This is a genomic window from Streptomyces sp. NPDC051578, assembly GCF_044454045.1.
GTDB lineage: Bacteria > Actinomycetota > Actinomycetes > Streptomycetales > Streptomycetaceae > Streptomyces.
This window is the reverse complement of sequence record NZ_JBITDH010000001.1, coordinates 2,097,614-2,110,159: the sequence shown is the minus strand read 5'-3', so window position 1 is coordinate 2,110,159 and position 12,546 is coordinate 2,097,614. Positions and strand designations below refer to the sequence as shown.

Here is a 12,546-nt window from a genome sequence, read left to right as displayed (position 1 = left end):
CAGTGGAGAATCTGATTGCGCTGCTGGTGGCGGCGCCCCTGCTCGGAGCGGCGGTGCTGCTGTGCGGCGGCCGCCGCCTCGACAAGGCCGGCCACTGGCTCGGCACCTTCTTCGCCGCCGCCTCCTTCGGCATCGGCGTGGCCCTGTTCACCGACATGCTGGGGCGCGGCGCCGACGACCGCACCGTCCACCAGAAGCTGTTCAGCTGGATCCCGGTCGAGGGCTTCCAGGCGGACGTCGCCTTCCAGCTCGACCAGCTGTCGATGACCTTCGTCCTGCTGATCACCGGCGTCGGCACCCTCATCCACATCTACTCCATCGGGTACATGGAGCACGACGAGCGGCGCCGCCGCTTCTTCGGCTACCTGAACCTGTTCCTCGCGGCGATGCTGCTCCTGGTCCTCGCCGACAACTACCTGCTGCTGTACGTCGGGTGGGAGGGCGTGGGCCTGGCCTCGTACCTGCTCATCGGCTTCTGGCAGCACAAGCCCAGCGCGGCGACCGCCGCGAAGAAGGCCTTCCTGGTCAACCGGGTCGGCGACATGGGCCTGTCGATCGCCATCATGATCATGTTCACCACGTTCGGGACGTTCGCGTTCGGGCCGGTGTTCGGGGCGGTGGACGGTACGTCCGAGGGCAGGCTGACGGCGATCGCCCTGATGCTGCTGCTGGCCGCCTGCGGCAAGTCCGCGCAGGTGCCGCTCCAGTCCTGGCTCGGTGACGCGATGGAGGGCCCGACCCCGGTCTCGGCCCTGATCCACGCGGCGACCATGGTCACCGCCGGCGTGTACCTGATCACCCGCTCCGGCGCGGTCTTCAACGCCGCTCCGGACGCGCAGACCGCGGTCGTCGTGGTCGGCGCGGTGACACTGCTCTTCGGTGCGATCGTCGGTTGCGCGAAGGACGACATCAAGAAGGCCCTCGCCGGCTCCACGATGTCCCAGATCGGGTACATGGTCCTCGCGGCCGGCCTCGGACCCATCGGCTACGTCTTCGCGATCATGCACCTGGTGACGCACGGCTTCTTCAAGGCCGGCCTCTTCCTCGGCGCCGGTTCCGTGATGCACGGGATGAACGACGAGGTGGACATGCGCAAGTACGGCGGCCTGCGGAAGTACATGCCGATCACCTTCGTCACCTTCGGCCTCGGCTACCTCGCCATCATCGGTTTCCCGGGCCTTTCGGGCTTCTGGTCCAAGGACAAGATCATCGAAGCGGCCTTCGCCAAGGGCGGCACCGAGGGCTGGATCCTCGGCGGAGTGGCTCTGCTGGGCGCCGCCATCACCGCCTTCTACATGACCCGCGTGATGCTGCTGACCTTCTTCGGCGAGAAGCGCTGGCAGCCGGCGCCTGACGCCGACGCCGCGCCCAGCGCCGAACCCGCCGCCGAACACCGGCCCGGGGAGCTGCCGCACCCCCACGAGTCGCCGAAGACCATGACCCTGCCGATGATCGTGCTCGCCCTCGGTTCCGTCTTCGCCGGTGGCCTGTTCAGCATCAACGAGGCGTTCGTGAAGTGGCTGGAGCCCGTGACCTCCTTCGAGCACGGGAACCCGCCGCTGGGCGCCGGGGCCATCACCGCCGCCACGATCGTGGTCCTGCTGATCGGCGTGGGTCTCGCCTACGTGCAGTACGGGCGGGGGCCCGTCCCCGTGGTCGCCCCCCGGGGCAGCTGGCTCACCAGGGCGGCCCGGCGCGACCTGCTCCAGGACGACTTCAACCACGTCGTGCTGGTGCGCGGCGGGGAGCACCTGACCCGCTCCCTCGTGTACGTCGACCACAGCCTGGTCGACGGGGTGGTCAACGGGACGGCCGCCTCGGTCGGCGGGCTGTCCGGCCGGCTGCGCAAGTTGCAGAACGGCTACGCCCGCAGCTACGCGGTCTCGATGTTCGGGGGCACGGCGATCCTCGTCGCCGCGACCCTGCTGATGAGGGCGGTGTGAGATGAGTTTCCCGCTTCTGACGGTGACGGCGGCCGTGCCCGCGGCCGGCGCCGTCCTGACGGCGGCCGTCCCGGCCGCGCGCCGGGGCGCCGCCAAGTGGCTCGCGCTGCTCGTCTCCCTGGTGACACTGGCACTGGCCGTGCTCATCGCGGTCCGTTTCGAGCCCGGTGGCGCCCGCTACCAGCTCACCGAATCCCACGGGTGGATCTCCGACTTCGGGGTCCGCTACGAGCTGGGCGTCGACGGCATCGGGGTGGCGCTGATCGCGCTGACCGCCCTGCTGATGCCGTTCATCATCCTGGCCGGCTGGCACGACGCCGACCCGCTGGAGACCCGGTCGTCCCGCTGGCGGCCGACGCAGGGGTTCTTCGCCCTGATCCTGCTGGTCGAGGCGATGGTGGTGATCTCCTTCGAGGCCACCGACGTCTTCGTCTTCTACATCTTCTTCGAAGCCATGCTCATCCCGATGTACTTCCTCATCGGCGGCTTCGGGGACCGGGCGCACGCCGGGACCGATGAGAACGCCGCCGCGCAGCGCTCGTACGCGGCGGTCAAGTTCCTCCTCTACAACCTCGCCGGCGGCCTGATCATGCTGGCCGCGGTCATCGGGCTCTACGTGGTCGCCGGGAACTTCTCCCTCCAGGAGATCACCGCCGCCCGCGCCGCGGGCACGCTCGACATGGCGACCAGCACCGAACGGCTGCTGTTCCTCGGGTTCTTCTTCGCCTTCGCGGTGAAGGCCCCGCTGTGGCCGCTGCACACCTGGCTGCCCAACGCCATGGGCGAGGCCACCGCCCCCGTCGCCGTACTGATCACGGCGGTCGTCGACAAGGTGGGCACCTTCGCGATGCTCCGCTTCTGCCTCGGGCTCTTCCCCGAGGCCAGCAAGTGGGCGACGCCCGTGATCCTCGTCCTGGCCCTGATCAGCATCGTCTACGGGGCGCTGCTCGCCGTCGGCCAGCGGGACATCAAGCGGCTGGTGGCCTACGCCTCCATCTCGCACTTCGGCTTCATCATCATGGGCATCTTCGCGATGACCTCCCAGGGCCAGTCGGGCGCGACGCTGTACATGGTCAACCACGGGATCTCCACGGCGGCGCTGATGCTGGTCGCCGGCTTCCTGATCTCGCGGCGCGGCTCGCGGCTCATCGCCGACTACGGCGGCGTGCAGAAGGTGGCCCCGGTCCTGGCCGGGACCTTCCTCATCGGCGGTCTCGCGACACTGTCCCTGCCGGGTCTCGCACCGTTCGTCAGCGAGTTCCTGGTCCTGGTCGGCACGTTCACCCGGTACCCGGTCGTCGGCGTCATCGCGACCATCGGCATCGTGCTGGCCGCGCTGTACACGCTGGTGCTCTACCAGCGCACGATGACCGGCCCGGTGAAGGAGGAGGTCCGCGCGATGCCGGACCTGCGCCTGCGGGAAGTGCTGGTGGTGGCCCCGCTGATCGCGCTGCTGATCGGGCTGGGCGTGTACCCGAAGCCGCTGACCGAGATCGTCAACCCGGCGGTGAAGCACACCATGTCGGACGTGAAGCGGACGGACCCCAAGCCCGAGGTGGCCGTCGAAGCCAAGAACGGGGAGGCGGCGAAGTGAGCACGCTGACTGCTGCCCAGGGCCTGCTGACCGTGGCGGCCGCGGACCCGGCCACCAGGATCCCGGCCCCGCACATCGAATACGCGCAGCTCGCGCCCACGCTGATCGTGGTGGGCGCGGCGGTCCTCGGCGTCCTGGTCGAGGCCTTCGTACCGCGCAAGCACCGGTACTACGTCCAGGTGTTCCTCGCCGTCGCCGCGCTGGCCGCGGCCTTCGCGGCGGTCGTCGGCCTTGCCGCCGGCGGGTACGGGAACTCCAAGGCGCGCATCGCGGCCATGGGCGCGATCGCCGTGGACGGGCCGGCGCTGTTCCTGCAAGGCACCATCCTGCTGGCCTCGATCGTGGCCGTGTTCACCTTCGCGGAGCGGCGCCTGGACCCGGCGGCCCACGGCAAGCGGGTGGACTCCTTCGCCGCGCAAGCCGCGTCGGTCCCCGGCAGCGACAGCGAGAAGGCGGCCGTCAAGGCCGGTTTCACGACCACCGAGGTCTTCCCGCTGGCCCTGTTCGCGATCTCCGGGATGCTGATCTTCCCGGCGGCCGACGACCTGCTGACGCTGTTCATCGCGCTGGAGGTCTTCTCCCTCCCGCTGTACCTGCTCTGCGCCCTCGCCCGCCGCCAGCGGCTGATGTCGCAGGAGGCGGCGGTCAAGTACTTCCTGCTGGGCGCGTTCTCCTCGGCGTTCCTGCTGTTCGGCATCGCACTGCTCTACGGCTACGCCGGCTCCGTCTCCTACGCGGTGATCGCCGACGTGGTGGACGGCACGATCTCGAAGATCGACCCGGCGCTGGCCTCCACCATGGGCAACGACGCGCTGCTGCTCATCGGCGGCGCGCTGATCCTGATGGGTCTGCTGTTCAAGGTCGGCGCCGTCCCCTTCCACATGTGGACGCCGGACGTCTACCAGGGCGCCCCGACCCCGGTCACCGGGTTCATGGCGGCGGCGACGAAGGTCGCGGCCTTCGGCGCGCTCCTGCGCCTGCTGTACGTGGTGCTCCCGGGTCTGCGCTGGGACTGGCGGCCGGTGATGTGGGGCGTCGCGATCGTCACGATGCTGGCGGGCGCGGTGATCGCCGTGACCCAGACCGACGTCAAGAGGCTCCTGGCGTACTCCTCGATCGCGCACGCCGGTTTCATCCTGGCCGGTGTGATCGCCACTTCCGCCGAGGGCGTCAAGTCCGTCCTCTTCTACCTGGGCGCCTACTCCTTCGTGACGATCGGCGCGTTCGCCGTGGTCACGCTGGTGCGGGACGCGGGCGGCGAGGCCACCCACCTGTCCAAGTGGGCGGGTCTGGGCCGTCGTTCTCCGCTGACGGCGGCGGTGTTCGCGGTGTTCCTGCTGGCCTTCGCGGGCATCCCGCTGACGTCCGGCTTCGCCGGGAAGTTCGCCGTGTTCAAGGCGGCGGCGGAGGGCGGCGCCGGGGTGCTGGTCGTGGTCGGTGTGATCTCGTCCGCGATCGCCGCGTTCTTCTACATTCGGGTGATCGTGCTGATGTTCTTCAGCGAGCCGAAGGCCGACGGCCCGACGGTGGCGGTGCCTTCGCCGCTGACGATGACCACGATCGCGGTGGGTGTGGCGGTGACGCTGGTCCTGGGTGTGGCGCCGCAGTACTTCCTGGACCTCGCCGGCCACGCGAGCACGTTCGTGCGGTAGCGCGCGGGCGGACGTACCGAGGGCCCGGCTCCCCGCAGGAAGGGGGGCCGGGCCCTCGGGCCGACCGGGACGTCCGTCGCCCCGCCGGGGTCAGCGGGAGGCGGTGATGCGGCCGGTCACCTCGCCGAGGCCGACGCGGCTGCCGTCGGGGCCGGGCGCCCAGGCGGTGAGCGTGACGGTGTCGCCGTCCTCCAGGAAGGTGCGCTTGCCGTCGGCGAGCTCGATGGCGTCGCGGCCGTTCCAGGTCAGCTCCAGCAGGGAACCGCGCTGGTCGGTCTCGGGGCCGCTGACGGTGCCGGAGCCGTAGACATCACCGGTGCGCAGGGAGGCGCCGTTGACCGTCATGTGGGCCAGCTGCTGGGCGGCGGTCCAGTACATGGAGGCGAAGGGCGGCCGGGCCACCTCCTGCCCGTTGATGGAGACGGTGATGTGCAGGTCGAATCCGCCGGGGCGGTCGGCGTCGGCGTCGTCCAGGTAGGGCAGCAGCGGGAAGTCCCGGGCGGGCGGGGTGACGCGGGCGGCGTCCAGGGCCTCCAGGGGGGTCACCCAGGCGGAGACGGAGGTGGCGAAGGACTTGCCGAGGAACGGGCCGAGGGGCACGTACTCCCAGGCCTGGATGTCCCGCGCGGACCAGTCGTTGAGGAGGAACAGGCCGAAGACGTGGTCCTCGAACTCGCCGAGCGCCACCGGGCGGCCGAGTTCCGAGGGGGTGCCGACGACGAAGCCGACCTCGGCCTCGATGTCGAGCTTGACGCTCGGGCCGAAGACGGGAGCCGGGTCGGTGGGCGCCTTGCGCTGCCCGCTGGGGCGTACGACGTCGGTGCCGGAGACCACGATGGTGCCGGAGCGGCCGTGGTAACCGATCGGCAGGTGCTTCCAGTTGGGGGTGAGTGCGTCACCGTCCGGGCGGAAGATCTTCCCGACGTTCGTGGCGTGGTGCTCACTCGCGTAGAAGTCGACGTAGTCGGCGACCTCGTACGGCAGGTGCAGGGTGACGGCGTCGAGCGGCGTCAGGTGCGGCTCGACCGCGCCGCGGTGGCCGGGGTCGGTCACCCAGGCGGTCAGCGCGCGCCGTACGTCGCGCCAGGCGGTGCGGCCGGCGGCGAGCAGCGGGTTGAGGGAGGGCCGGCCGAGCAGGCCCGCGTAGGGGGAACCGAGTGCGAGCGCGGCCGCTCCGGCGTCCAGGACGTACCCGCCGATCCGCACACCGACCCGGCGCCGGGGGTCCTCGGCCGTGGAGAACACGCCGTAGGGCAGGTTGTGCGGTCCGAACGGGTCGCCCTCGGGGACATCGAGGGGGCTCTGCTGGGGCATGGGTTGCTGCCTCGCTTTCGACGCGGTCCGGGGGTGTCCCGGGGGCTTGTTGACACGTTACGTTGCTGGTGGGGCGGGCGGGAGGCCGGATTAGGGCGCTATTTGTAGGACTTGTCCAAAGGGGTCCGTATCCTTGCGCCGTGACTTCCGCCCCGCTTCCGGCCCTTCCCTTCGCCTTGATCGCAACCGACCTGGACGGGACTCTGCTGCGCGCCGGGGACACCGTCTCGGCCCGTTCCCACACCGCCCTCGCGCGTGCCCGCGCCGCCGGCGCCGAACACATCATCGTGACCGGCCGCCCGGTCCCGCAGGTACGCCACGTCCTGGACGGCCTCGGCTACACGGGGCTCGCGGTGTGCGGGCAGGGCGCGCAGGTGTACGACGCGGCGCGCGGGCGACTGTTGCACTCCGTGTGCATGGACCGGGGCCTGGCGGAGGTCGCCCTCGGCAAGATCGAGGCGGAGATCGGCGAGGTGTACGTGGCGGTCGACCAGGAGGGGGTGGACGCGGAGATGCTGATAGGGCCGGGCTACCGGATGCCGCATCCGCACCTGCCGACGGTCCGGGTACGGCGCCGCGCGGACCTGTGGTCGGCGCCGATCAACAAGGTGCTGCTCCAGCACCCGGAGTTGGACGACGACGAGCTGACGCGCCTCGCGCGGGGTGTGGTCGGGGACCTGGTCAACGTGACGATGGCGGGGGAGCACACGGTGGAGCTCCAGCCGCCGGGCATCGACAAGGCGAGCGGACTCTCGCGCGCGGCGGACGTCCTGGGCCTGGCCGCCTCGGCCACGATCGCCTTCGGCGACATGCCCAACGACGTCCCGATGTTCGGGTGGGCGGCGTACGGGGTGGCGATGGCCAACGCCCACCGCGAACTGGTTGCGGTGGCCGACGAGGTGACCCTCTCGAACGAGGACGACGGCATCGCGGTGGTCCTGGAGCGGCTGTTCCGCTGACGCGGGCGGCCGTTCGGCCGACGCGCTCCCCACCGGCGGGCGGTCGGCCCCCGGCGGGCGGCCCCCCGGCGGCCGGTCAGCCCGCCGTGCGCGGGAGGCGGCGTTCCCACGTGCGGTGGAAGACCGCCTCGCCGCCCTCCCGGCACACCACCTCGTTCGACGTGAGGAACCCGCCCGCGTCGCAGGAGATCTCCGAGCGGGTCTCCACGGTGACCTCCCAGCCCGGGTCCGGCCTGTGCAGCCGGATCCGCCAGCGCGAGCGGGCCCGGGCGGACAGGGCGTCGTCCGACCGGATCTCGTACTCCTCCACCGCGTCCTCCGCGGACTCCAGCCCGTCCGGGTACACCAGCGTTCCCCCGTACCGTGGGTCGACCTCCAGCCGCCACGTCCCGCGCGCGACGTCCCGTACGACGACCCGCTCCGGGCGCGGCTCGTCGAGCGTCGCCGGGTGGACCACCCCCAGCGGCTCCGCCTGCTCCGGCGCCTCGAAGACGATGCCGCCGTCCAGCGGGCCCGCCGTGCGCAGCGGCAGCTCCAGCGTGCTGCCCGCCGGGTCGAGGGTCCAGCCCGCCTCCGAGCCGGCCCGGGGCCAGATCCACGGCCAGTACGCAGAGGAGAGCGCCAGCCGGATCCGGTGGCCCGGCGGGAAGGCGTGCCCGATGCCGTTCAGCTCGAAGGCGACCTCCTCGTACGAGCCCACCGGCCAGGGCGCGGCCCGCTCCCGCCCGCCCCGCGCCGACAGGTTCAGCGCGCCGCGCGTGACCAGCGTCGAGGCCCCGTCGGGGGCGACGTCGCAGAGACGGGCGATCACCTGCCCGTACGGGACGTCCATCCGCAGCCGCAGCGTCACCCGGGGCCGGCCGAGGATCTCCACCGGCTCGCCCGGCGCGAGAGGGAACTCGAAGCACGCCGACTTCGCGTCCTCCTCCCGCTGGTCCGGCGGGAGGTCCGCGTCGTTGCCGAGGGGGAGGAACCGGCCCGCGTCCAGCCCGGTGTGCTGTGGCGAGGCGACCTTCACCGGCGCGCCCTGGAGCCCGTAGGACACCGGTACGACCGAGGGCGAGGGCCAGGCGGCGTCGGCGACCCAGCGGCCCTGCATCCGTTCGTAGACGGTGGCCGGCGGGTGCGACTCGCTGATCCAGGAGCGCAGCAGCGGCTCGTCCATGACGCCGTTGTCCTCGCCCTTGAGCCAGTGGTCCCACCAGCGCAGGGTCTCCTGGAGGAAGCCGATCGCCGGGCCGGGCGGCAGCCCCCGGTCGGGGTACTGGTGCGACCAGGGGCCGATGAGCCCGCGGACCCGGTTACGGGGCAGGTGCTCGACCAGGCGCAGCACGGTGTCCCGGTGCGGGTCGTGCCAGCCGCCGACCGCGAGGACCGCCGCGCGGATGCTCCCGTGGTCCTCGCGGACGCTGCCGTGCTCCCAGTAGGCGTCTCGGGTCTGGTGGGCGAGCCAGGTGTGGACCAGCGGTTCCAGGGCCTCCAGGCGGGTGAGCCACTGCTCCCGCCAGCCGTCACCGGCGTACCGGGGGTCCGGCGGGCGTGCGGCGAAGGCCAGCATCGCCGCCGACCACGCGTGCATGTCGACGGCGAGGACGGAGCCGCCCATGTAGCGCCCGTCGTTGTCGTACCGGTCGTCGGTGGAGCAGACCGTGACGACCGCCTTGAGCGCCCCGGGGGCGAGGGCCGCGATCCGGAGGCTGTTGGAGCCGCCCCAGGCGATCCCGAACATGCCCACCGCGCCCGTGCACCACGGCTGCGCCGCGAGCCACTCCACCACCGCGACCGCGTCGGCGAGCTCTTGCGCGTCGTACTCGTCGCCGGGGACGCCGCCGCTGCAGCCGTGGCCGCGCACGTCCACCCGTACGGAGGCGTAGCCGTGGCCCGCGTACCAGGGGTGGCGCTGCCGGTCGCGCGGCGCGGTCCGGTCGGTGAGGCGGTACGGGAGGTACTCCAGCAGCGCAGGGACCGGCTCGTCGGTGACCGGGCGCCAGATCCGGGCGTACAGCTCGACCCCCGCCCCGGAGCCTTCGGCCCGTGAGGTGCCGCCGGGCATCGGGATCCGGACATCCTCGCGGGTGGTCTCGTAGGGGAAGTCGGTACGGATGATCATGCGGACCGCCTCGGTGAACGGGATGCGCCGTGCGCCTCGGCCGGGGCGCGGGTGCGATGACGGCCGAGCGGCCCGTCGTCAGCCATCCGAGGGCCGCCAGAAGGGTGGCGAGGGAGGACGCGGCGGCGGGGGCCCGGGCGGGGGCCGGTCCGCCTCCGGATCCGCCGGCTCGTCCGCGCCGGTGACAGTTCTGGACAAAACGCGATCTCCGGTCGTTTCGGCTCGTGACGAACATACCGGTGCACACCGGACAGTGCGCGCGTGACGACGGGGCAGGCGCTCTGGGTGATCGAAAACAGACCGGATACGCTGGCTTGAGTGATGGCAGCGACACATCGACAATCCATGTGATCGTCAAGGTGATCGTCAGCAGACAGGAGTACCCCTCGTGACCGTCGTCGGGCCGTTCGGACTGAGCGTGCGGGACCAGGCTCTTGAGACCGATGTCCAGGCCGGACTGGCCGCTGTCGAGGCGGGTCTGCTGGAGGCCACCAAGAGCGAAGTCCCCTTCATCACCGAGGCCGCGCAGCACCTGGTGCGGGCCGGAGGCAAGCGGTTCCGCCCGCTGCTGGTGCTGCTCGCGTCCCGTTTCGGGGATCCGTACGCCCCCGGGATCGTGCCGTCCGCGGTGGTCGTGGAGCTCACCCACCTGGCCACGCTGTACCACGACGACGTCATGGACGAGGCGGAGGTGCGCCGTGGGGTGGAGAGCGCCAACACCCGCTGGGGCAACTCGGTCGCCGTCCTGACGGGTGACTTCCTCTTCGCCCGCGCCTCGCACATCCTGGCGGACCTCGGCCCCGAGGCCGTGCGCATCCAGGCGGAGGCCTTCGAGCGGCTGGTGACCGGCCAGATCCTGGAGACGGCCGGCCCGCGCGACGGCCGCGACCCCGTCGCCCACTACCTCGACGTCATGGCCGGCAAGACCGGCTCACTGATCGCCGTCTCCGGCCGGTTCGGCGCGCTGATGGCCGGCGCCGACGAGTCCGTGGTCGACATCCTGACCCAGTACGGCGAACGGCTCGGCATCGCCTTCCAGCTCGCCGACGACGTCCTCGACATCGCCTCCGACTCCCACGAGTCCGGCAAGACGCCCGGCACCGACCTGCGGGAGGGCATCCCCACCCTGCCCGTCCTGCGCCTGCGCGAGATGGCGGAGCGGGACCGCAACCCCGACGACCTGGACCTCGTACGGCTCCTGGACGGCGACCTGAGCGACGACGCCCGGCACGCCGAGGCCCTGTCCCGGCTGCGGGTGCACCCCGCGCTGGAGCAGGCCCGCCGCGACACCGTCCGCTACGCGCAGGACGCGCGGGCCACGCTGGCCCCGCTCCCCGAGTGCTTCGCGAAGTCGGCGCTCGAAGAGCTGTGCGACGCGGTGGTCCACCGCGCCGGCTAGTCCTCGTGGCTCCTCATCGCTCGCTCAACGGGCCCGGCATCCCCTACGGGTAGGGGGTGCCGGGCCCGTGTCGTGTCATCCCTGGGTTGTACGCCCGGTTGAGTCCGGGGAGTGACGCCTTCGGCCCCTCCCCTTTGGTCAGATAGAGGCACATCCCCACCAGATCGGGTGAGAGTGACGGCCGGGGGTGGACGCGACGCATCTACGGAGGCAGGCAGAGAAGATGGCAACGAACACGAAGACCCGCAAGGCCGCTCGGTACGCCGTACCGGTCGCGGTGTTCGGCGTGGCGGCCGCGACCATCGCGATGGTCCCGGCCTTCGCCAACGCCGGGAACCCGGACCTGCCGAAGGTGACCGCCCAGCAGCTCATCGAGAAGATCGCGGCCTCGGACGTCCAGCAGCTCTCCGGCAGTGCCAAGATCAGCACCGACCTGGGTCTGCCCACTCTCGCGGGCGGTCTGCTGGGCCGGGTCGGCGGCGGGGGCGGGGTCACCGGCGGCTCTGCCGACCCGCAGGACAAGCTGGCGCAGCTGGCGAACGGGACGCACACCTTCCGCATCGCGGCCGACGGCCCGGACCGCCAGAAGCTCACCTTCCTCGACGGGAAGGACGAGTACAGCCTCACCCACAACGGCAAGGACGTGTGGGGGTACGACAGCAAGTCCAACCAGGTCTTCCACGAGAAGGACGTCCGCTCCGGCCCGGGCGTCGAGCCCAAGGCGGGCGAGCGGCTGCCCGCCTCGCCGCAGGAGATGGCGCAGGAGGCCCTCAAGGCCGCCGGTCCCACGACGGACGTCAGCGTGGGCGACACGGCCCAGGTGGCCGGGCGCGACGCCTACCAGCTGGTGCTCAAGCCCAAGCAGGCCGGCTCCACGGTCGGCTCGGTGCAGATCGCCGTGGACGCCAAGAACGGTGTGCCGCTGCGCGTGCAGGTGCTGTCCAGCCAGGGCGGCAAGCCGATCGTGGACGCGGGCTTCACCAAGGTGGACTTCGCCAAGCCGGCCGCCGACACCTTCGCCTTCACCCCGCCCAAGGGCGCGAAGCTGACCGAGGGTACGGACGGACACGGCAAGGACGGCGTCCACGGCAAGGAGTGGAAGGGCCTGGAGTCCCTCCCCGGCTTCCAGGGCCTGACCGGCGGTGCCGCCGGCCCCGGCAAGGGCGAGGTGAAGGTGCTCGGCGAGGGCTGGGCCTCGGTCGCGCAGATCTCCGTACCCGGGGGCAAGGGCCTCAAGGACGCTGAGAAGGCGGCCAACGGCAAGGACGCCCCGAAGGAGGCCAAGCAGTTCCTCGACTCCCTCGGGGACAAGGTCACCGGCTCGTTCGGCTCGGGCCGGATCTTCTCGACCCGCCTGGTCAACGCCCTGATCACGGACGACGGCAAGGTCTACGTCGGCGCGGTCACCAAGGACGCGCTCGTGAAGACGGCCAACTCGGCCAAGTAACCGCACGGCGGTCGGGGGGGGGGCGGGGGGGGGGGGCGGGGCCCCCCCCCCCCCCGGCCCGCCCGGGGGGGGCGGGGGCGCGGGTACGGTGTTTGGGTTGGGGGCACCCGCACCAACCCCCCGGGGGA

Annotated in this window: 8 protein-coding genes; 6 read left to right on the top strand and 2 right to left on the bottom strand. The window is 71.7% G+C overall.

What is annotated here, in order from left to right:
- Window positions 1-2 precede the first annotated feature (2 nt).
- From nuoL to nuoN, 3 genes are read left to right on the top strand one after another with little or no spacing between them, the layout of a single operon-like run.
- Window positions 3-1,943: an NADH-quinone oxidoreductase subunit L gene (gene nuoL, locus ACIA6C_RS09530; RefSeq protein ID WP_399274018.1), complete on the top strand. Its 1,941-nt coding sequence runs from the start codon at window positions 3-5 to the stop codon at window positions 1,941-1,943.
- Window position 1,944: 1 nt separating this feature from the next.
- The gene (locus ACIA6C_RS09525) at window positions 1,945-3,537 is read left to right on the top strand and encodes an NADH-quinone oxidoreductase subunit M (RefSeq protein WP_399274016.1); all 1,593 of its coding nucleotides are present in this window, start codon (window positions 1,945-1,947) and stop codon (window positions 3,535-3,537) included.
- Between the two features lie 5 nt (window positions 3,538-3,542).
- A complete protein-coding gene (gene nuoN, locus ACIA6C_RS09520) occupies window positions 3,543-5,189 on the top strand; it encodes an NADH-quinone oxidoreductase subunit NuoN (protein ID WP_399274550.1) in 1,647 nt (548 codons plus the stop codon).
- 90 nt (window positions 5,190-5,279) lie between these two features.
- Here the strand turns inward: nuoN and fahA are convergent, their stop codons facing one another.
- Window positions 5,280-6,503, bottom strand: a complete 1,224-nt coding sequence (fahA, locus tag ACIA6C_RS09515; protein ID WP_399274014.1) for a fumarylacetoacetase — start codon at window positions 6,501-6,503, stop codon at window positions 5,280-5,282.
- 140 nt (window positions 6,504-6,643) lie between these two features.
- Between fahA and ACIA6C_RS09510 the strand changes: the two genes are divergently transcribed.
- Complete coding sequence (locus ACIA6C_RS09510) at window positions 6,644-7,462, top strand: HAD family hydrolase (RefSeq protein WP_361134094.1); 819 nt, start codon at window positions 6,644-6,646, stop codon at window positions 7,460-7,462.
- A 76-nt stretch (window positions 7,463-7,538) separates the two neighbouring features.
- Here the strand turns inward: ACIA6C_RS09510 and ACIA6C_RS09505 are convergent, their stop codons facing one another.
- A complete protein-coding gene (locus tag ACIA6C_RS09505) occupies window positions 7,539-9,572 on the bottom strand; it encodes a CocE/NonD family hydrolase (RefSeq protein WP_399274012.1) in 2,034 nt (677 codons plus the stop codon).
- Window positions 9,573-9,960: 388 nt separating this feature from the next.
- Here ACIA6C_RS09505 and ACIA6C_RS09500 point away from each other — a divergent pair, with 388 nt between their 5' ends.
- Both ACIA6C_RS09500 and ACIA6C_RS09495 read left to right on the top strand, forming a co-directional pair.
- On the top strand, window positions 9,961-10,971 hold the full coding sequence (locus ACIA6C_RS09500; protein WP_366079969.1) for a polyprenyl synthetase family protein: 1,011 nt from the start codon (window positions 9,961-9,963) through the stop codon (window positions 10,969-10,971).
- A gap of 223 nt (window positions 10,972-11,194) precedes the next feature.
- Window positions 11,195-12,418, top strand: a complete 1,224-nt coding sequence (locus ACIA6C_RS09495) for an outer membrane lipoprotein carrier protein LolA (RefSeq protein WP_399274009.1) — start codon at window positions 11,195-11,197, stop codon at window positions 12,416-12,418.
- The last annotated feature ends 128 nt before the right edge of the window (window positions 12,419-12,546 follow it).